Origin of the sequence: Flavobacterium album, from assembly GCF_003096035.1 — a bacterium.
GTDB classification, from domain to species: domain Bacteria; phylum Bacteroidota; class Bacteroidia; order Flavobacteriales; family Flavobacteriaceae; genus Flavobacterium; species Flavobacterium album.
The window spans coordinates 1,083,094-1,103,072 of record NZ_CP029186.1; the positions used below are offsets into that span (position 1 = coordinate 1,083,094).

The following is a 19,979-nucleotide window of genomic DNA, read 5'->3' on the forward strand; positions in this document are numbered from 1 at the left end:
ACTTAATACTATAAGAGGGGTGTTACGGGCTACGGCTCAATACTAAATTCTCACTACTCAATACTAAATAAAAAATGGCAAACTTAAAGGAAATACGTAACAGGATCGCTTCCGTTTCATCGACCATGCAAATCACGAGCGCGATGAAAATGGTGTCGGCAGCCAAGCTTAAAAAAGCACAGGATGCCATCACTGCCATGAGGCCTTATTCTGAAAAGCTTACCGAACTTTTGCAAAACCTTAGCGCAACCCTTGACAGCGATAACGGCGGCGCATTTGCCGAGCAGCGTGCGGTGAACAAAGTGCTTATCGTGGCGATCACCTCAAACAGGGGATTGTGCGGCGCTTTCAATGCAAACGTGATCAAGCAGATAAAAGTGCTTCAGGATGCGTATGCAGGCAAAAAAGTCGACGTACTTGCTATTGGTAAGAAAGGTAACGACGGCCTGAAGAAAACCTGCAATATTGTAGGCAATGAGAGCAGCCTGTTCGACACCCTTACATTTGAAAATGTGGCCAATGTGGCACAAATGCTTATGGACAGGTTTGCAGCCGGCGAATACGACAAGATCGAGATCGTGTACAACCACTTTAAGAATGCAGCCACACAGGTAGTGCTTACAGAGCAGTTCCTTCCGTTGGCCCCGGCCCAAACAACTGAAGCTGCAACAACAGCAACAGATTATATTTTCGAGCCATCTAAAGAAGAGATCGTAAAAAGCCTTGTGCCGCTTTCGCTAAAAACGCAGCTGTACAAAGCCATCCGCGATTCATTCGCTTCTGAGCACGGTGCCCGTATGACGGCCATGCACAAAGCAACCGACAACGCCACCGACCTTAGGAACCAGCTTAAGCTTACCTACAACAAGGCCCGCCAGGCAGCCATCACCGGCGAGATCCTTGAGATCGTAGGAGGTGCTGAGGCATTGAACAATTAAGATTACAAACAAACATAGTTGAAGAGGCTTCCTGAAAAGGGAGCCTTTTTTTAGTATATTGGTTTACCATTTACAAACCTATGACAAAGCAAATATCCGATACAATTATTTATAAAGGTGAAGAATATTTTTTGGAAGATGAGCTATTAGCCAATTATTTGTTTGAGAAAAATATATCTCCTCCAGCTACAATGACAGCTTTATGGCGGGGTTATTTGGCTTGTTTCGAGATTAGGGATAACGAGTTGTTTTTAAATGATTTGGATCTTATAAGTGATGAAGGCCGTGAACTATTTATAAAAGTTTTTCCATCCGGCTTCCCACAGAAACTTAGTTTTATGACACGACTTATTGTGATATACGATGGCAGTTATGAAGGAAATCCAAGACTTCCTGCTGAATTAAATATATGGGAGCGTTATTATGTATTGGAAATCACCAACGGAAACCTTACCGGTGCTAAAACATTCGATCATGCGGAAATGGAATCATTTAAGGAGGAACAGTACCAATATTATCTGCTTACAGATGAATATGCGGCTAAAAAGCTGGCATGTATAGAAGAAGAGAAAGCTATAGCCCGGAAAAATCATACTGGCATTTCAAAAAGGGCTAAGTTTAAATTTGATGAAGAAACTTTCAACCAAAACATTAAAAAGCGTATTCTCATTGAAACCACACAATTTTTTTGATATATATTTCCTAATGTCATCTGTCAAGGTCAGTAAGAATATTCCCCTCCTTTGGACAATTGCCTGAAAGCCGGGGTGATTTATCCAGCCAATTTTTCGTTACTTTTATATTGAAAAAATTACCTAAATGAAAAAAGAATACTGGGATGTAACCGACGAACAGGTCATCGAAAAACAAGGAAAAATCTAGCGGAATGGATTGTGATACTGAACGACTTCAGTGTAACAGACAAAAAATCCAATGACGCTGTTGCTGTTTACAACAGGAATACAATGTGCCGAGATACTGGGCAACGACGCTTACTACATTAAAAATAAAGGGCACTTTTACTTCGTAAGATGATAGAGTAAAAAGCTGTAAAATTCAGCATTGTCTTTCGTGCGCTCATCGTATGTAACTGATTTATTGTGCCCGAATTCACTGGTCTTTATATAAACCGGATTCTTTTGGGCGGGCCTGTTTTGAAGCTTTGCGGCAAACTTATATGACTGGAAAGGAGTTACACGGTCATCATTTTCACCGGCTATCAGTAAAGTTACAGGATAGTTGACATCGTCTTTTATCTTTTGATAAGGTGAGTAAGTAAGCATAGCTTCATAATCTTCCTTAATTTCGGGATTGCCATATTCATCTTTATGATAATTTCCTACAGTATGCAGCATTGCTGAAGGTATATCTGTTAATCCCATTTCCGATATTATAACTTTAAACAAATCAGGGCGTTGGGTCATAGCGGCTGTTGCCATCAGCCCACCATTAGATGCACCTGTAAATGCTATCCTCTGAGATGAAGTATATTTTTCGGCAATAAGGAATTCGGCGGCATCAATAACATCATTTACAGAATGTATCTTATTTCTACCGCGCCCCGCTGCATGCCACTTAAGGCCTTTCTCACCGCCACCCCGCACTTCGGCATAGGCAAAAACGCCGCCCTGCTCTAAAAAGTACAGCAGCCCGGTGTTATAGGCAGGTGTGCTTACATTACCAAACCCACCATAAGCTTTTAACAGTGTTGGGTTGCTGCCGTCCATCACAAGCCCTTTTTTATGGACTATGGTAATGGGTACATCTTTTCCGTCGCGGCTTTTATAGGTAATTGTTTTGCTTTCAAAATAATCCAGCGGAAACACTGTGGGCTTTGCTTTGAATATTGTCGAAAAGAAGGGCTTAAACTCTCCGGTATCAAGGTTTAAGGTGTAATTTTGGGAAGAAAGAGTATACGATCTTAGGCTGATATACAGGCAATTGTTTTCTTTATTATAAAAAGACACCTCGCAGTCTGTGCCGGGCGGCAGGTCATATTTCCGGATAAAATGGACATCTTTATCGTAAAGGGAAAGGTGGTATTTGCCTAATGTTTTGTATTTGCACACAATATAATCGCCAAACATGAGTGTGCTCCTGAGCAACTGGTTATAAAACTGCGGGATCACCACCTTTTCATCGGTGCCGTCCAGGTTTCTTGAGCGCAATTCGCCCCAGTCATATTGCTGTGTAGAATAATAAAACCTGCCTTTGTGGTAATACTTAAAATCAAAGTCTGCGGCCACATTAGAAATAAATTTGACAGGTGATTTCGACAGGCTGTCAAGGTGCAGGCGATAATAATTCTTGCTAGCCCCATCGTTTATCTCCTCAGTAATAAACAGGTACTCTTCATTGACACCAAAACTAAAATGGCTGTCTGACGCTGATGAATCAAATATCAATTTGTCGTCCTTCTGCGGCTTACCTATAGCATGATAATAGAGCTGATAGGTGCTGTCTGCGGCAAAGGCAGTCTTGTTTATGTTATGCTTGTAAAATATGCCTTCATCATTTTTCCACTGGATGCCGGAATACTTTATGCCGGTAAGCACATCATCTTCAAACCGGCTTTTTTTCATATCAAGAAATTTGACATCATGCTTGTCGCTTCCGTCAGGACTTATGCTGAATGCAAGATATGCCGAGTTGACTGAAGGGTAATAATTGACCACATATGCGTTGCTGCCATAATCGTTAAGCGGGTTAGGTAAAGGCTGTGGTATGCCGTCGGGCTTGTCCATATAGTGAAGTTGCGCGGGCTTGCCGGGACTCATCCGCACCATCATATAATAATACTTCTTCCGCTTTGCAGGCAGCCCATAAGAAGACCCGGCATCATATTCCTTTATTTTTTTTGTGATTGCTTTTTCGGTACCGATCTCGGTAAGATGGTTTGAAAAAAGCACATTCTGAGCCTCAACCCACGAAGTTACTTCCTTATCCTGCGTGTTTTCCAGCCAGGTATAATCGTCAGTAAACGTTATGCCGTGTTTCGTAATATTCTTAGGCGTTTTTTTTGTAGCCGGATAGTTTTGTGCGTTAACCAGCGCTGCCATAGATATCATGGCAAATAAGAAGAAGTTTTTCATAGCAATTGAATCGGTGCAAATATAAGCACCCGGAATTTAATAATGAAACCGCAGGTTTTACGGTAATGTAATTTCTTCGTTCCCTGAAATTTGCTACTTTTGTTTGTAACTAGACAAACAAACCATTTGAGCCTTTACAGAAACCTTTTTAAGCAGACCGCCATATACGGCATTGCCACCGTGGTGCCGCGGATGTTCAGCTTTTTGCTTACCCCGCTCTATACGCACCCCGATGTGATGAACAAGGCCGAATACGGGCAGGTGTCTATCATCTTCTCGTGGCTGGTGCTGTTCAATGTTATTCTGGCTTATGGTATGGAGACGGCTTTTTTCAGGTTTTACCATACCGAGAGTAAAAAGAAAGTATTGAGCACCTCGACAATATCCCTGTTTTGGTCAACACTGCTGTTTCTTGGCGGGGCTTTGCTTGCGCGTGATTTCCTTGCCAAAGCATCACACATTGATGTGGAGTATATCACCTATACCATTTGGGTATTGGCATTGGATGCCCTGGTCATCATACCGTTCTCCAGGCTCCGGGCGGAAGGGAGGCCAATGTTTTATGCAATAGTAAAAATAGGTAATGTCGCCCTGAACCTGGGGCTCAACCTTTTCTTCCTGCTCTACCTGCCCAAGTTGGCAGCATCCGACCCCGATAGTTTTATGGCCAGCCTTTATGTTGAGGATTTTGAAGTAGGCTATGTTTTTGTGGCCAATATTATCGCAAGCCTCGCAACACTGATTGTATTGCTTCCGCATTACCTGCGGCTGTCATGGCATTTCGATGCAGCCCTCTGGAAGCGAATGATGAAATATTCCTTGCCGGTACTGGTAGCGGGTATGGCATTTGCTATTAATGAATCTTTCGACAGGATCTTGCTCGGTTACATCCTTCCGGCGAATATTGCCGATGGCGAGGTAGGTGCTTATTCGGCATGTTACAAGCTTGCACTGTTCATGACCTTGTTCGCTACCGCGTTCAGGCTTGGTATAGAGCCGTTTTTCTTCAGCCATGCCGGCAGCGACAGTGCCGCCCAAACCTATGCCACGATTACGAAATACTTTGTCATTTTTGGGTCAGCGATACTGCTCGGGGTAGTTGTGTTCGCCGACCTGCTAAAAGTCATTATCATACAGGACGAAAGCTATTGGGAAGCCATGAAAGTAGTTCCCCTGATTATTCTCGCAAATTTCTTCCTTGGCATTTACCACAACCTTTCGGTGTGGTACAAGCTATCCGATAAAACAAAGATCGGAGCCTATATCTCCATAGTAGGTGCAGTTATAACATTGGCGCTCAACTTCGCATTAATACCTTACATCAGCTACATGGGCTCGGCCATTGCAACCATTGCGGCCTACGGTACCATGATGTTCATATCCTGGAGGCTCGGCAACAAATACTACCCGATACCTTACGACATGAAAAGGATTGGGCTGTACCTTGGGGTATCCATAGCGCTTTCTGCCATAACATTCTATGTAGACATTTTGCGTGAGACGTACCTTTTCGGGATTGCCTCGCTCATAGGTTTTATGGCCCTTATTTATAAGAATGAAAAACAGGTGCTGCAACGGTTCCTAAAGAGAAAATAAAAATCAGAAAATAAAAAATGACGGTTAAGATCATCAACAAATCATCGCACGCATTACCTAATTATGAAAGCATTGCTTCGGCAGGAATGGACCTTAGGGCCAATCTTGACGAACCTGTAACCTTGTCGCCGCTTGGCAGGGCCATTATTAAAACAGGATTATTTATTGAGCTTCCAATAGGCTATGAAGCTCAGGTGCGCCCCCGTAGCGGCCTGGCCGCCAAGAAAGGGATAACGGTGCTCAACAGCCCCGGAACAGTTGATGCGGATTACCGTGGCGAGATTGGAGTAATTTTAGTAAATTTATCGAATGAGGCATTTACCATAGAAAATGGCGAGCGTATTGCCCAGTTGGTAATTGCCAGACACGAGCGTGCCGAATGGCAGGAAGTGGAAGTGCTGACTGAAACAGCACGTGGTGAGGGAGGCTTTGGGAGTACGGGCGTGAAATAACAATATCGAAACACTTTAACAGAAACAGGATAACCCCAGAAACAATGAAAATAATAGTACCTATGGCCGGCAGGGGCTCACGCCTGCGCCCACACACGCTTACCATCCCGAAACCGCTTATCCCAATTGCGGGCAAACCTATCGTGCACCGCCTTGTAGAGGATATCGCCGGGCTGATACACCAGGAACTCGAAGAGATAGCATTTATAATACATAAGGACTTTGGCCCTATGGTCGAGAAAGACCTTATTGCCATTGCCGAAAAGCTTGGCGCGAAAGGCTCGATCTATTACCAGGAGCAGCCATTGGGCACGGCCCATGCGATCATGAGCGCAAAGGAGTCGATGAGCGGGCCGGTGGTAGTGGCTTATGCCGATACACTATTCCGTGCCGATTTTACGTTAGATACTTCAGCAGACAGTGTGATATGGGTAAAGCAGGTGGACGACCCTTCTGCTTTTGGCGTGGTGAAGCTTAATGATAAGAACGAGATCGTTGACTTTGTGGAGAAGCCGAAAGATTTTGTTTCCGACCTTGCCATTATCGGTATCTATTATTTCAAGAGCGGTGAAACGCTTCGCGACGAATTGCAGTACCTGCTGGATAACAACATCACGAAAGGCGGGGAATACCAGCTTACCGACGGCCTTGAAAACATGAAAATAAAGGGCATGAAATTTGTGCCCGGTAAAGTAGACGAGTGGATGGACTGCGGCAACAAAGCCGTAACTGTGGAGACCAACACGAGGATGCTGGGCTTTTTGCATGCCGATGGCGAGCACATGGTCTCAGCGTCTGCAACGGTGGAGAACAGTACCATTATCCCGCCGTGCTACATAGGCGAAAATGTAGTGCTGAAGAACACTACGATAGGCCCGAACGTTTCGTTAGGCAATAAGACCGTAGTAGAGAACAGTTCGATAAAGAACAGCCTTGTGCAAACGCACTCGGTAATAAAAAATGCTAACCTGGATAATGCCATGATAGGTAACTATGCCACATTCGACGGAAAGTTTACCCACATCAGCATCGGCGACTATTCGGTATTGGAATAACTAAATATTCGCTCCAACGATCTCCCTCTCCTTTTGAGAGGGGGCAGGGGTGAGGCTAAAATATGAAAAAGATCCTTCTTTACACTTTATTGCTTTCAGGGATAATAGCCCCTGTGGCTCTTCATGCCCAGGCAGAGCCTGATTCGCTCGCGTTGGCCAAAGATGAGTTCCAGGATAATTTTTACGAAGCATTAAAGCAAAAGGGGATTGAAAATTACGACAGGGCAGTACGGTCTCTTGAGAAATGCCTCGTAAGGGAACCCAACAACCCAGTACTCTATAATGAGCTTGGGAAGAATTACCTCGGCATGAAGAATTATTCAGAGGCCGAAAAGGCATTCCTTAAAGCTACGCAGCTCGACCCTAAGAATCGTTGGTACTGGCAGGGGCTGTATGACGTGTACTACGATACGAAAAATTACAATAAATCCATTCCTATCGTGCAGAAGCTGATAGAGTGGAAAAAGGATTTTTACCAGGAAGACCTGGTTTCGCTGTATATGTACACCCAGCAATACGACAAGGCGCTCGACCTTATCAACGAGATGGAGGCTACGGTAGGCATGTCTGAAAAAAGGGAAGCTTACAAGATGCAGATCCTAAGCGACAGTAAATACAAGAAATCGAAAAAAGAAGCCCTGGAAGAAGCAATCAAAAAGAATCCGAAGGCAGAGTCCAATTACATCGACCTGATCTACCTTTATTCGGAAAGCAATCAGGAAGCAAAAGCGGAACAGGTGGCCAAACAGCTGGAAAAGGAGATACCGGAGTCGGACTGGGCGCAGGTGAGTATGTTCAAATTTCACCTCAATAAAAATGAAGGCGGGCAGGCAGCAGAATCGATGTTCCGTGTTTTGGGAAGCAAGAAGATAGATAGCAAGATAAAGCACAGGGTACTGAACGAGTTCCTGATCTTCGTGAATGCCAATCCGCAATATGCACCGCAGCTTGAAAAAGCCGTTGGATATTTTGAAGATGATAAAAATGTAGATGTGGCAAAAGAGGTAGGCAAGTTCTTTTTCAATAAAAAGAAATATGCCGAGGCGTCGAAGTATTTTGAGAAAAGCCTGGGCAATAAGGCGGATGACATTGAGGCCATAGAGTTGCTACTTTATGCCTATGCTGAAGGCGGACGTAATGATGAGCTTCTTAAAAAGGCTTCAAGGTATATCGACCTGTATCCTACCCATGCACGGCTGTACTATTTTGCAGGTCTTGGCGCTAACGGGCTTGGGCAATATGCGAAAGCAAAAAAATGGCTTGAAGATGGAATCGACTTTGTAGTGGAAGACAATGCGCTTGAAGCCGGTTTCAAAAAGGAGCTGACAAATGCGAAGAATGGATTGGCCAAAACCAAATAATTGAAGAAAGGTTATATGAGAAAAAGCATAGGGATATTGATCATGGCACTGGCATTTGCTTCCTGCAAAACAAAGCAGGCTGTAGTGCCGGAGCAGGCTGTAACGGCTGAAACTGCCAGATCGGCTAAAGAGGTGATAGATGGGCATAACAGGATACCGAAAGATTTCCAGACCCTCTATATAAAAGCGGATGCCAGCTACAAGGACAGCAAGCAATCGCAAAATGTTTCGGCTGACATCAGGATCAAAAAAGGCGAGATGATTTTGGTGAGCGTACGTTTTTTGGGCATCACGATGGCGAAAGCGCTTATTACCCCAAAAAAAGTCAGCTACTACGAAAAGATAAACAACACCTATTTTGAAGGTAATTATGCCATGCTGAGCCGCTGGCTGGGAACGGAGCTGAATTATGATAAGGTACAGAACATGCTGCTTGGTGAAGCATTGGATAACCTGGAAAAAGGAAATTACCAGATGGCAGTAGAAAACGGACAATACAAATTGCAAGGCAAAGAAGCTAAAGGCATCAATAAGGAATTGTTTTTTGAGGGTGCCAATTTCCTGCTTAAGAAGCAGGTTGTAGCCCAGGGCGGGCAGGAGCCCCGCAGCCTTGATATCCAGTACCCAGCCCACAAGGAATACCCGAAGGCGGTGCTTCCGGCGGAGATTAAGATTGAGGCCGAGCAAAAAGACAGGGTGAATTTAAAGATCGAGTATAATTCAGTTACCTTTGACGAGAAGCTATCCTTCCCGTATGATGTTCCTGAAGGCTACGAACAGATATTTATAGATTAAGAGACAACACAAAATGACCAGATTCTTCCTTACTATTTTCCTTATCGGATGCACCGCTTTAAGCTGGGGCCAAACGGACCAGCAAAAAAAGCTGGAGCAGCGTAAAGCCCAGATCCTTAAAGAAATGAAGACGCTTCAGGGACTTGTAAAAAGCGAGAGCCAAAAGGAAAAGACCGTAGTAAGCAAGATCACTGAGAATATCGCGAAGATAAAACTCAGCGAAAAGCTGATCAATACCACCCAGAAGCAAACCAAATTGCTTACCGACGATATTTACCTGAACCAACTAAAAATAAACAAGCTCAACAGGGAACTGAAACTGCTTAAGGAGGATTATGCCAACATGGTGGTAAAGGCCTATAAAAACAGGTCGGAACAGAGCCGTATCATGTTTATCCTGTCCTCAGAGGATTTTCTGCAGGCGTATAAAAGGGTGCAGTACATGAAACAGTATGCCAGCTTCCGGAAAATACAGGGCGATGAGATACGCAACAAAACCCTCCAGCTCGAAGAACTGAACCGCATACTTGGCGGCCAGAAAGAAGTGAAAGAAAAACTGGTTACGCAGAGCGAGCAGGAAAAGGAGAAACTGCAAAAAGACAAGGAGGAGCAGGAAAAGCTTGTAAAGGCAATACAGAAGGACAAGAAAAAATATGCTTCCGAAATAAAGAAAATGCAGGGTGAAGCCAAAGACATCGACAGGAAGATCGATAAGCTGATAAAAGATGCAATTGCCGAAGCCAACAGGAAAGCTGCTGCCAAAGCAACCACGGCAGAAGAGAAAAAAGAGATTGCCGCAGCAGTAAAGGCCGAACCGAACAAAATCGCGCTTACCAAGGAAGGCAAGCTGATAGCCGATAACTTTAAGGCCAACAAAGGCAGGCTTCCATGGCCGGTTAAAGAAGGCTACATATCGGTGCCTTATGGCGACCAGCCGCACCCGCTCGACAGAACCCTTAAAATACACAATAGCGGCATCGATATCACTACAAATCCGGGAACTGCGGTACGCGCAGTGTTTGCCGGCGAGGTAGGAAAGATACAACTCATACAGGGATCGATGAATAAGATCGTGTACATCCAGCATGGTAACTATCTTACCGTATATTATAACTTGGCCAGCATCAATGTAAAATCAGGCGACAAGGTAAATGCCAATGAAACGATAGGTACGGTAGCCACAAGCCCATCCGGCAAGACAGTGCTTAAATTCTGCGTGATGCAGAATACAACGAGCTTGAACCCCTCATCCTGGGTGGCGCAATAGTAAGACTGATTTTAGGAAACAGATATTATATTATCTATATATCTTATTTTTAGGTATATTTGTATAATATATTATCTGATTATGTCAAAATATAGCGCTGTAAAAACGCCTGCTTCCGTCATGGCTGAATTGGTTTTAAAGACCCGAAAGCTGCGTAAAAATAATGGGATATCACAACTAGAATTAGCTACAAGATCAGGTGTATCTTTTGGCAGCATCAAGCGTTTTGAAGCTACCGGGCAAATTTCGCTGGAAGCACTCTTAAAAATAGCTTACTTTTTTAACCGCCTTGATGATTTCACACCGGTATTCCAAACAGATACCAATCTGGATGCTGTCGAAAAATTATTCAGCGATAAAACCCGGTAGCAATGGAGCCTATTAATAAAGTTATCGTCTCGATTGATCTTGGAAATCAAGAATTGCAGGTTGGGGAATAAATAAAGCAAGGCAGGGATATTTTCTTTAAATATTATACTGATTTCATCAGATCGGGTATCCAAATATCTCCTTTTCATCTCCCATTGAATGATAAGATCTATACAGCACCTTCACAAATATTCGAAGGCCTGCCGGGAGTGTTTTATGATTCCCTGCCGGATGGGTGGGGCGCTTATTACTCGACAGGGCATTAACAGCGAAAGGGATTCTGATACAGGACATTTCTCCATTACAACGATTATCCCATGTTGGCTTAAAAGGTATGGGCGCATTAACCTATCGACCACAAACAGAAACATCTCATCAGGAGATATTGCAGGTAGAGTTGGATGCTATTTCCAGGGAAATGGCTGCGGTATTGCAGGGAGACAGTTCTTCGGTTATCGATGAATTGTATGAAATGGGCGGGTCGTCCGGAGGGGCAAGGCCTAAAATACTGGTGGGATATGATCCGGGAACAGGCTATCTGGTCCACGGAAGTGAACCGCTGCCAAAAGGATATGAAGACTGGCTTATCAAGTTCCCATCATCGAATGACAGGGGGATATTGCCCAAATAGAGTATGCATATCATAAAATGGCCTTAGCCGCAGGGATTTACATGAACCCCTGCAGGTTATTTGAGTCCGGATCAGGTAATGTTTTTTTTGGCACAAAAAGATTTGACAGGACAGAGCGAGGTAGGCTCCATATGCATTCGGCAGCAGGTATGCTTAATGATAACTACAGGTACAGCAGCATGGATTATGGTAATTTGATGGATGCGACCTTCCGGTTGGAAAATGATGTAGCCGGTCATGAAAAAATACTAAGGATAGCTGCTTTTAATGTTTTTGCCCATAACCGTGACGATCACAGCAAGAATATCTCGTATTTAATGGATGCAGCCGGCAACTGGCAGTTGGCACCCGCTTATGACCTCACCTATTCTAATTCGTCCCACGGAATGCACAGTACGACTATAGCAGGTGAAGGTGCCAATCCTACAAGAAATCACCTGATGGCATTAGCCAAAGAATTTAGTCTGAAAAGCGGGGCTTTAATCCTGGAAAAGGTTGCCGATGCGGTATCACAATGGAAATCGTTTGCTAAAGACGCAGGTGTTACCAAAGCATCGGCCGATATCATTGAAAAGAAGATACAGGCATCCCTCAAAGCTTAGGGGTTATAAGAACAGACTATATAATAATTATTACTGGAACAATGCCTTTAGTTCCGTTGCCTCATGCGGGTTCATCTTGCCTGCCAGTACTAAGCTCAGCTGCTTCCTTCTCAGCGCGGCATCAAAGCGCTGTTTTTCAAGGTCGGTTTGCGGTTCAATAGGCGGCACTTCAACAGGGCGGCCGGTTTCATCTACCGCCACAAAAGTATAAATAGCCTCATTGGCTTTAGCCCTTGTTCCTGATTCGCGGTCTTCCGTCCAAACATCGATGAATATCTCCATAGATGATTTGAAAGTACGCGATACTTTGGCCTCGACAGTAACCACACTCCCTAACGGAATAGCACGGTTGAAGGCCACATGGTTTACCGATGCCGTTACGGTAATGCGGCGCGAATGCCTGCGTGCGGCAATGCTTGCGGCGCGGTCCATACGGGCAAGGAGCTCACCCCCGAAAAGGTTGTTCAGCGGGTTGGTTTCTCCAGGTAGCACCAGGTCGGTCATTATACAAGCGGAATCGGAAGGATATTTTGGCTGCATCAGTTTTTTTGGCAAAGATAGATAACAGGAAATTTCCGCGCTAAGAAATGGTTTTGTTTTTTCTCAAGTCATCTACAGAATATTTCACGCAAAGGCGCTAAGACGCAAAGAGTGATCCCTGAAAATTGCGAAGCATTGCTTTGCGTCTTAAAGGTCATACATTCCGGCAGGAGTCTTGGCGTCTTAGCGCCTTTGCGTGAAAATAATAATCCAGGAAATTATACTGAACAAAAAATCCCCCAACCGGAGGATTCATCTATAATTCTTTTACCAAAAGCCATGCTTCTTTATTTACTGTGCGGTGTATCTCATTCATATTCTCATGTGCTTCGGCATACGTCGCAAAGCTGCCATAGATTACGGGGTACAATCCGAATTTGTTCTTTTCGATTACCCGTGCTTTATAGCCTTTGTCGATAAGCTGGGCTGCTGCTTTCTGCGCATTGGCCTCACTTTTAAAAGCCCCTGCCACTACATGGTACGGTAGCACTTTATATTCTTCCTTCACCGGAAGCTTTACCGCCGGCATCGGGTTCTCTATAAAAAAAGTAGCCTGCTGAATCTTCTGCTGCACTTTTTCCTGTACGGCATTTTCAACAACCAGCGTTTGGGCGGCAACTTCATTATCGCGGTACATTTTGAAGCCTGCACCTCCAACAGATGCCATTACCACAAACACCGCGGCATATTTCAGGTACGAATAATCCTTTTTCCTTTCCGGCGTAAATACTACCGGGGCCAATTCTTCGATAGCTTCGGCCTGCTGCCTGTATTCTTCCCTTTTTACAGCGGGCGATACCACAGCGGTAAGTCCGAAGGCATCCGTAAAGTAATTTATTGGCGTGTCGGGCGTAAATACAAGGCTGCCTTCAACGTTGCAGGACATCGTGCCAAGGTTCTTTAGCCCGAGGGTTTCTTTTTGCGAAAGCTTTGCGAGCCATAGGTCTACAGCCTGCTCAATGGTGGCAACAGCCTGCGGATAAGAAATTTTTTCCTGCAATGCGATATGGTTAGCCAAAAGCCCGTCATTATTTTTTAAATTCGCATTAAAGGAAATTAGTTTTTTAGGAGGATAGAAAGTATTGGCGGCAGTATCCAGCTGTGCGGTGCGGATTTCAGTAAGAAATGCGCCGAAGCCCGGAACGGTAACGCACTGGTAGCGATATAATAAAGCCGATATGTGTTTTTCTATCATCATAGAAACAAAATTAACCATTCGTGGGTGAAACCAAAATTTTATCCACAAATTTTATTAACAATGCCAAAATGATTAATTAAACGCCTGTAAACATTTATTGATGACTGACACAGAATTACTTAACACCCTTGCGCTGCTCCGTGTGGAAGGCGTGGGCGATATTGTAGCTAAACGCCTGATAAACCATTGTGGATCGGCCGAAGCGGTCTTTAAAGCAAAAAAATCTCAGATCCTGGCGATCGAAGGTATTGGAGAAATCCTTTACAATAACCTTAAGAACACTCATGTTTTCACTTTGGCGGAAGCCGAAATGAAATTCATTGCAACGTCAGGGATAAAGCCGCTTTTTTACCTCGAACCGAATTATCCTGAAAGGCTGAAGCATTGTATTGATGGCCCTGTACTGCTGTTCTCATCAGGCACAATAAACCTCGAAAACCGCAAAACCATCAGCATTGTCGGTACCCGGCAAATGACGTCTTACGGTAGTGATTTGTGCAGAAAACTGATTGAAGATCTCGCCCCGCTCGATCCGGTGATCATCAGTGGGTTTGCTTATGGGGTAGATATTCATGCCCATATAATTGCCATGGAGCAAAACCTCCAGACTATTGGCGTAGTGGCGCACGGGCTCAATCAGGTCTATCCAAAAGTGCATAAAAAGTATGTGGCAAAGATGGAAGAAAACGGAGGTTTCCTTACTGAGTTTTGGAGCATTTCCAATCCTGATAAAGAGAATTTTGTACGCCGCAACCGTATAGTAGCGGGATTGTCGGAAGCTACCGTAATCATCGAAAGCGCCGATAGGGGCGGGTCGCTCATTACCGCTAACATTGCCAACGATTATAACCGTGATGTGTTTGCTGTACCGGGGCGCGTGACCGACAAGTACAGTATGGGCTGCAACAACCTTATCAAAAGCCAGCGCGCCAGCCTGCTTACTGATGCAGCAGACCTTATTTATATGCTCAACTGGCAGCTGGAAGAAAAGAAGGACAAGCCGATACAGAAACAGCTTTTTGTAATGCTTGAGCCCGAAGAGCAAAAAGTCTATGACTACCTTCAGAAAAAAGGCAAGGAATTAATGGACATTATCGCGCTCGAATGCGAAATGCCCATCTTCAGGCTTTCCTCTTTATTACTGACAATGGAGCTGAAAGGTGTAATCCGTCCGTTGCCGGGAAAATTGTTTGAAGCGATATAATAGTTTTCAGCCTGCCTGCCGGCAAAGGCAGGTCGCAGTCCCAGTTTTCAGACATATCCGGTATTCCATTTCGAACGCAGCCTGCGGAGTGAGAAATCTCAGAATTACATCTACATTATGAGCGGAAGGGCAGTGCTTTTCAGCCATCCCTATTCCTGCTGTCCGCTTTATCTGCTTCGTGCCTCCGCAGGATGCCGCTTCCATCAGGGCTAAGGGAGAAGCTTTTGGCTTATTTATTATCGCTTGGGTATTATAGTAGAACTAAAAGACCCCAAAGGTTTTTAAACTTTTGGGGTCTTTATTATACATATACAACTGAAAACTATTCGTAGCCCAGTTTTTCCCTAACTCTCGCCAATACACCATTGGCTACAGCCGAAGCCTTTGTAGCGCCAGTTTTAAGTGCGGCATCCACTTCAGGAAGGTTGGCCATGTAGTAGGCATATTTCTCCCTTACATCTTTAAATTTTTCTATAATAAGTTCGAACAGCGCCTGCTTGGCGTGGCCGTAACCATAGTTGCCGCCAAGGTAATTGGCACGCATGGCATCTGTCTGCTCCGGTGATGCCAACAGCTTATACAGCGCGAACACATTATCGGTGTCCGGATTTTTAGGGTCTTCCAATGGGGTGCTGTCCGTCTGGATGCTCATCACCTGTTTGCGCAGCGCTTTATCATCAAGAAATATATTGATGAAGTTGTTGCGCGATTTGCTCATTTTCTCACCATCGGTGCCGGGAACTATTTTGGTGTCGTCACTGCTTATAGGTTCCGGCAGTACAAATGTTTCCCCCATCTGGTGGTTGAAGCGCGACGCTACATCCCTGGTAATCTCTATGTGCTGCAGCTGGTCTTTGCCTACAGGTACAAAGTTGGCATCATACAATAATATGTCGGCTGCCATAAGCATCGGGTAGGTAAACAATCCGGCATTCACATCTTCCAACCGGTCGGCCTTATCCTTAAAAGAATGTGCCAGCGTTAACCTCTGGAATGGGAAAAAGCAGCTCAGGTACCACGACAGCTCAGCGGTTTGCGGCACATCGCTCTGGCGGTAAAAAATCACTTTATTAATATCAAGCCCGCAGGCCAGCCATGTAGCTGCCACGCTATAGGTGTTTTCGCGAAGGGTTTTGCCGTCTTTTATCTGTGTTGCAGAGTGAAGGTCGGCTATAAACAGGAACGATTCATTTTTTGGGTCGTTCGCCATTTCAATAGCCGGTAGTATCGCGCCCAAAAGGTTGCCTAAATGCGGGGTGCCGGTGCTTTGTATGCCGGTTAATATTTTTGCCATTGTAACTGTGATCTGATTTTTGCACAAAGGTAACGGTTTTGGGTAAAACATAGGAATTGAATTCTTACATTTGGCAGGTATGAAAATAGTGCGGTATATTTTATGGACGCTGTGGCGCGTATGGTTCTACATCCTTATGGGTGTACCTATCATTATGCTTTCGCCATTATTGATACTTACCATACTTTCCGAAAAGACCTACCCGCAGTTTTTCATCCTTGCGCGAATCTGGGCAAAGATTATCCTTTATGGCATGGGCTTGCCTTATACAGTGGAGCGTGAGCAGGAGCTTGAAAAAGGAAAAAGCTACATGTTGGTAGCCAACCACACGTCTATGACCGACATCATGCTGATGCTGGCCATAACTAAAAATCCGTTTGTCTTTGTAGGTAAAAAAGAACTGGCCAAAATACCCATCTTCGGGTTTTTCTATAAGCGTACCTGCATATTGGTAGACAGGAGCAGTTCTAAAAGCCGGTTTGAGGTATTCAAGCGGGCACAGCTACGGCTCGAGCAGGGGCTGAGCATCTGCATTTTCCCCGAAGGCGGGGTGCCGGATGATGAAACGGTGCTGCTCGATGAATTCAAGGACGGCGCATTCCGTCTTGCCATAGAGCACCAGATCCCGATCGTGCCGATGACTTTCCCTGACAATAAAAAACGCTTCTCGTTTAAATTCTTCAGTGGCAGCCCGGGACCGATGCGTGCTAAAGTCCATACCTTTGTGGAAACCACCGGCCTGACGCTCGACGATAAAAAAGAGCTGAAGGATAAAGTACGCCAGATTATTTACCAGCAATTGCTACGATTCTCCAAGAAATAAAAGCGTCCCCAATTGGGGACGCTGATGCACTACCTAAAAGTTCTAAGCTAACCAACAAGCTTAAAAACTAAAACTTATGCCTGAGTAAAGGCCGATAAAGTACGGCTTAAAGTTACCCGCATCCCTGCTGTAGGCATTGACCTGGTATTTAAACGTAGGTTCAAAATTTGCCTGGAACGATTTCCAGAAACGGTATTTAAAACCCAGGCCGACATTAGTACTGAAATGTATGCTGTTGAGGTTTTGCGCCTGTCCTACATCGGTGCTGTAGCCCTGTGTGGAAACCACGCTAACATTGTTCTCATTAAGGAAAAGAGTGCTCATACCCCCAATCACGTCGATGCCGAATTTTTTGTTTAGCAATGCATACGACATTTCTACCGGAACCTCGATGTAGCCTGTTTTTTGCACCATAGAGCCATTGAAGCTTTGGTCTGACATCGAAGTGAACGCAACGTTCGGATTGCTTATAATAGGCTGCTGGCCTCTTGGGGTGACCACTATATTTGCTGTCCTGGCATTCGCCGAAACATTACTTGTCTGATCATTTAGCGATGCGCTGAACTGTATGTCGTTGGTTGAGTAATTAAGGTTTACGGTATTGATACCCGAACGTATGGAAAGCCTGTCGTTTACCGCATAATCGATGCCGATGCCATAGCTAAGGTCGTTGTCGAAACTTTTGCTGTTCCCGGCAAATTCACCACCTATCGGCGATCCTTGCGAAAGTGAGTTATAGAATATGGGCGCCAGCTGCGGCTTGATATTCCACTTGCCTTTGTTGCTGTTATCGGCCAGGGCTTTTTCGCTGTCTTTTTTCGCGTTGAGTTTTTCCTGAAGCAGTTTTTCAAGCTCATTTTCAGGCACCTGTACCGCTGTGGTGTCAACAGGTGCATTGGCTATTGCCCCTTCTGTCGGAATGTCTTTTTTAATGATGCCGGTTTCCTGGCCTGCTTTATTTTGTACTGAAGCGTTCTGCGATGCCGCTTGTTTGGCAGGGTTTTTTTCGCTTCCCGCTGCTATCGCATTTTCATTGCTTCCCGATTTTTCCGGAAGGCCCTGTACTGCATTATTATTTCTATTACTTCTGTTAGTTTTGTTTTTTCCGGGTTTGTTTTTTTGCGCTGAAGAACTTTGGGCAACGGCTTCGTTAGCAAGTCCACCTTCTGCCTGCCTGATATTTTTACTTGTGTGTGTGCGATTGTTGCGCTTGTTCCCGGCTGCACCAGATTTATCATCATGGGCTACAGCATTGTTTGTTTTGCCAAAAGCGGTATTGTTTTCAGGCCCTTCAGCAGAAGTATTTTCAGTTTTCGTACCAATGCCATTTGTAGTGCCGCCCTTATTGCCGGAAGCATTCTCTCCGGAAGCCACGGCAGTATTTAGATCATTGTTGTCTTTTTGGCTTTTCCCAATAATGGTTTCGTGGTTCTGTACCGGGTTGTCGGTAGGATAAATGCGCCTGTTGCCATTTTTATCTATAACAACCGGATTCTCATTGGTATTTGTGCCGCTATAATAGGGAGACATGAAGAATGTCCCTGCTACTAAAACCGCAGCCACGCCCGAAAGCCTTATCCACAGTGGGATAACCCTTCGTTTTTTCTTTTCCCGGAGCACTTCCTCAATGTTTTCCCAAACAAATTCTGGAGGCGCTACTTCAAAGTCCTTGAACTTTTCCCGGAATAGCCTGTCTATGTTCTTTTGTTCATTCATTTTGCTGAAGGTAAACTATTTCCCTGCTGCGTTTCAATTTTTTCCTTTAATATCATCCTTGCCCGTGCAAGGTTCGATTTCGATGTGCCGTCGCTAATGCCCAGCATCTCCCCAATTTCTTTGTGCGAGTAGCCGTCTATCACATACAGGTTAAAAACCATCCGGTACCTGTCGGGGAGCGCCTGTATGATGGAGACCAGGAACTCCATACTCACTGAGTCGTCTTCAATTTCTACATCGGGCTCATCGGGAATGTTCTCACTAACGATATCAAAAATACCTTCTGTACGGTACCGTTGCAATACGTTATTCACCATCACCCTTTTGGCCCAGCCTTCAAAAGACCCTTTGAACTGGTACTGGCCTATTTTTTTAAATATAAGCAGGAAACCATCCTGGAGGTTGTCCTGAGCATCCTCATAATTGCGCGAGTACTTCAGGCACACCGCAAACAGCTTTGGGGCAAATAGCCTGTATAACTGTTCCTGTGCCTTTATGCTGTCCTTCTGACAATTCTGTATGAGTTGCTCTAACCCCAATGAGTTCCATTTATTTTGTTTATTGATGTACCGGTACTTCCATTTCAAGAAATTGCTGGTTACCGTCTGCGTCGTCTCCCTGGTAAAATTTAAACCGGTAGCTGGTGCCTGCATAGGTAGATGAACACGTAAAATCAAATGATGACTCATCCGGCTCCAGCCCATCCAAAGGCGTGCATTGTGCATCTTCTATAACAAGGGTTTGTACAGCTATAATCTCTGCAGAAGTATCATTGGGATCATGATAAAAACCATCAAAATAGTAGCAGTCATTCGGCCTTTTGTATTTAACTTTGATCTCATACGTTTGTCCGAAGACCATTTCTTCAGGCATTTCTACGCTTACAACCGGAACAAATGCCACATGGAATTTAAGGGTGTCAGGCTCATCGGTACAGGCTATTGCCGCACCCAGAACGGCAAATAATAGTAGCAGCTTTTTCATAAATCGTTTCTAAATATAATTTCCACTTATGTTCGTTAGATGCACGAAACCCCGAAAGGTTG

The 19,979-nt window shown here is 44.7% G+C and carries 21 protein-coding genes; 14 read left to right on the forward strand and 7 right to left on the reverse strand.

Going from position 1 to position 19,979, the window contains the following annotated elements; genetic code table 11:
* Positions 1-74 precede the first annotated feature (74 nt).
* Both atpG and HYN59_RS04800 read left to right on the forward strand, forming a co-directional pair.
* Positions 75-938, forward strand: a complete 864-nt coding sequence (gene atpG / locus HYN59_RS04795) for an ATP synthase F1 subunit gamma (protein WP_108777183.1) — start codon at positions 75-77, stop codon at positions 936-938.
* Positions 939-1,018: 80 nt separating this feature from the next.
* On the forward strand, positions 1,019-1,630 hold the full coding sequence (locus HYN59_RS04800; RefSeq protein ID WP_108777184.1) for a hypothetical protein: 612 nt from the start codon (positions 1,019-1,021) through the stop codon (positions 1,628-1,630).
* Between the two features lie 327 nt (positions 1,631-1,957).
* Here the strand turns inward: HYN59_RS04800 and HYN59_RS04805 are convergent, their stop codons facing one another.
* Positions 1,958-4,030, reverse strand: coding sequence for a prolyl oligopeptidase family serine peptidase (locus HYN59_RS04805; RefSeq protein WP_108777185.1), 2,073 nt, complete (start codon positions 4,028-4,030; stop codon positions 1,958-1,960).
* 126 nt (positions 4,031-4,156) lie between these two features.
* Here HYN59_RS04805 and HYN59_RS04810 point away from each other — a divergent pair, with 126 nt between their 5' ends.
* From HYN59_RS04810 to HYN59_RS18140, 10 genes are all read left to right on the forward strand, one after another.
* Positions 4,157-5,626: an oligosaccharide flippase family protein gene (locus HYN59_RS04810; protein WP_108777186.1), complete on the forward strand. Its 1,470-nt coding sequence runs from the start codon at positions 4,157-4,159 to the stop codon at positions 5,624-5,626.
* Between the two features lie 17 nt (positions 5,627-5,643).
* Positions 5,644-6,078 carry a dUTP diphosphatase gene (gene dut / locus HYN59_RS04815; protein WP_108777187.1) on the forward strand — a complete coding sequence of 145 codons (435 nt, stop codon included), beginning with the start codon at positions 5,644-5,646 and terminating at the stop codon, positions 6,076-6,078.
* 44 nt (positions 6,079-6,122) lie between these two features.
* The gene (locus HYN59_RS04820; protein WP_108777188.1) at positions 6,123-7,133 is read left to right on the forward strand and encodes a sugar phosphate nucleotidyltransferase; all 1,011 of its coding nucleotides are present in this window, start codon (positions 6,123-6,125) and stop codon (positions 7,131-7,133) included.
* Positions 7,134-7,195: 62 nt separating this feature from the next.
* Complete coding sequence (locus HYN59_RS04825) at positions 7,196-8,494, forward strand: tetratricopeptide repeat protein (protein WP_108777189.1); 1,299 nt, start codon at positions 7,196-7,198, stop codon at positions 8,492-8,494.
* Between the two features lie 15 nt (positions 8,495-8,509).
* A complete protein-coding gene (gene lolB1, locus HYN59_RS04830; RefSeq protein WP_108777190.1) occupies positions 8,510-9,289 on the forward strand; it encodes a lipoprotein insertase outer membrane protein LolB1 in 780 nt (259 codons plus the stop codon).
* Positions 9,290-9,302: 13 nt separating this feature from the next.
* Positions 9,303-10,556: a murein hydrolase activator EnvC family protein gene (locus HYN59_RS04835; protein ID WP_108777191.1), complete on the forward strand. Its 1,254-nt coding sequence runs from the start codon at positions 9,303-9,305 to the stop codon at positions 10,554-10,556.
* Positions 10,557-10,676: 120 nt separating this feature from the next.
* A complete protein-coding gene (locus tag HYN59_RS04840) occupies positions 10,677-10,925 on the forward strand; it encodes a helix-turn-helix domain-containing protein (RefSeq protein WP_219928793.1) in 249 nt (82 codons plus the stop codon).
* Between the two features lie 134 nt (positions 10,926-11,059).
* Entirely contained in the window at positions 11,060-11,191 is a 132-nt protein-coding gene (locus HYN59_RS18430) for a hypothetical protein (RefSeq protein WP_425433078.1), read from the forward strand.
* Between the two features lie 68 nt (positions 11,192-11,259).
* Entirely contained in the window at positions 11,260-11,556 is a 297-nt protein-coding gene (locus HYN59_RS18135) for a HipA domain-containing protein (RefSeq protein ID WP_219928794.1), read from the forward strand.
* A gap of 41 nt (positions 11,557-11,597) precedes the next feature.
* Complete coding sequence (locus HYN59_RS18140) at positions 11,598-12,158, forward strand: type II toxin-antitoxin system HipA family toxin (protein ID WP_245895705.1); 561 nt, start codon at positions 11,598-11,600, stop codon at positions 12,156-12,158.
* 30 nt (positions 12,159-12,188) lie between these two features.
* On the opposite strand, the gene HYN59_RS04850 is transcribed toward HYN59_RS18140, so the two are convergent.
* On the reverse strand, positions 12,189-12,698 hold the full coding sequence (locus HYN59_RS04850) for an acyl-CoA thioesterase (RefSeq protein WP_108777193.1): 510 nt from the start codon (positions 12,696-12,698) through the stop codon (positions 12,189-12,191).
* A gap of 256 nt (positions 12,699-12,954) precedes the next feature.
* Positions 12,955-13,896 (reverse strand): HU domain-containing protein, encoded by a 942-nt coding sequence (locus tag HYN59_RS04855; RefSeq protein WP_181369510.1) that lies wholly within the window; start codon positions 13,894-13,896, stop codon positions 12,955-12,957.
* A gap of 100 nt (positions 13,897-13,996) precedes the next feature.
* Here HYN59_RS04855 and dprA point away from each other — a divergent pair, with 100 nt between their 5' ends.
* On the forward strand, positions 13,997-15,100 hold the full coding sequence (gene dprA, locus HYN59_RS04860) for a DNA-processing protein DprA (protein ID WP_108777194.1): 1,104 nt from the start codon (positions 13,997-13,999) through the stop codon (positions 15,098-15,100).
* Between the two features lie 322 nt (positions 15,101-15,422).
* Here dprA and trpS read toward each other — a convergent pair whose 3' ends face one another.
* Positions 15,423-16,394, reverse strand: coding sequence for a tryptophan--tRNA ligase (gene trpS, locus HYN59_RS04865; protein ID WP_108777195.1), 972 nt, complete (start codon positions 16,392-16,394; stop codon positions 15,423-15,425).
* 79 nt (positions 16,395-16,473) lie between these two features.
* Here trpS and HYN59_RS04870 point away from each other — a divergent pair, with 79 nt between their 5' ends.
* Positions 16,474-17,217, forward strand: a complete 744-nt coding sequence (locus tag HYN59_RS04870; RefSeq protein WP_108777196.1) for a lysophospholipid acyltransferase family protein — start codon at positions 16,474-16,476, stop codon at positions 17,215-17,217.
* 60 nt (positions 17,218-17,277) lie between these two features.
* Here HYN59_RS04870 and HYN59_RS04875 read toward each other — a convergent pair whose 3' ends face one another.
* From HYN59_RS04875 to HYN59_RS04885, 3 genes are read right to left on the reverse strand one after another with little or no spacing between them, the layout of a single operon-like run.
* Positions 17,278-18,933: an outer membrane beta-barrel protein gene (locus HYN59_RS04875; RefSeq protein WP_108777197.1), complete on the reverse strand. Its 1,656-nt coding sequence runs from the start codon at positions 18,931-18,933 to the stop codon at positions 17,278-17,280.
* Positions 18,930-19,472 (reverse strand): RNA polymerase sigma factor, encoded by a 543-nt coding sequence (locus HYN59_RS04880; RefSeq protein WP_108779642.1) that lies wholly within the window; start codon positions 19,470-19,472, stop codon positions 18,930-18,932. Before HYN59_RS04880 ends, HYN59_RS04875 begins: the two co-directional genes overlap by 4 nt.
* Before the next feature lie 19 nt (positions 19,473-19,491).
* Entirely contained in the window at positions 19,492-19,917 is a 426-nt protein-coding gene (locus HYN59_RS04885; protein WP_108777198.1) for a hypothetical protein, read from the reverse strand.
* Positions 19,918-19,979: the final 62 nt, after the last annotated feature.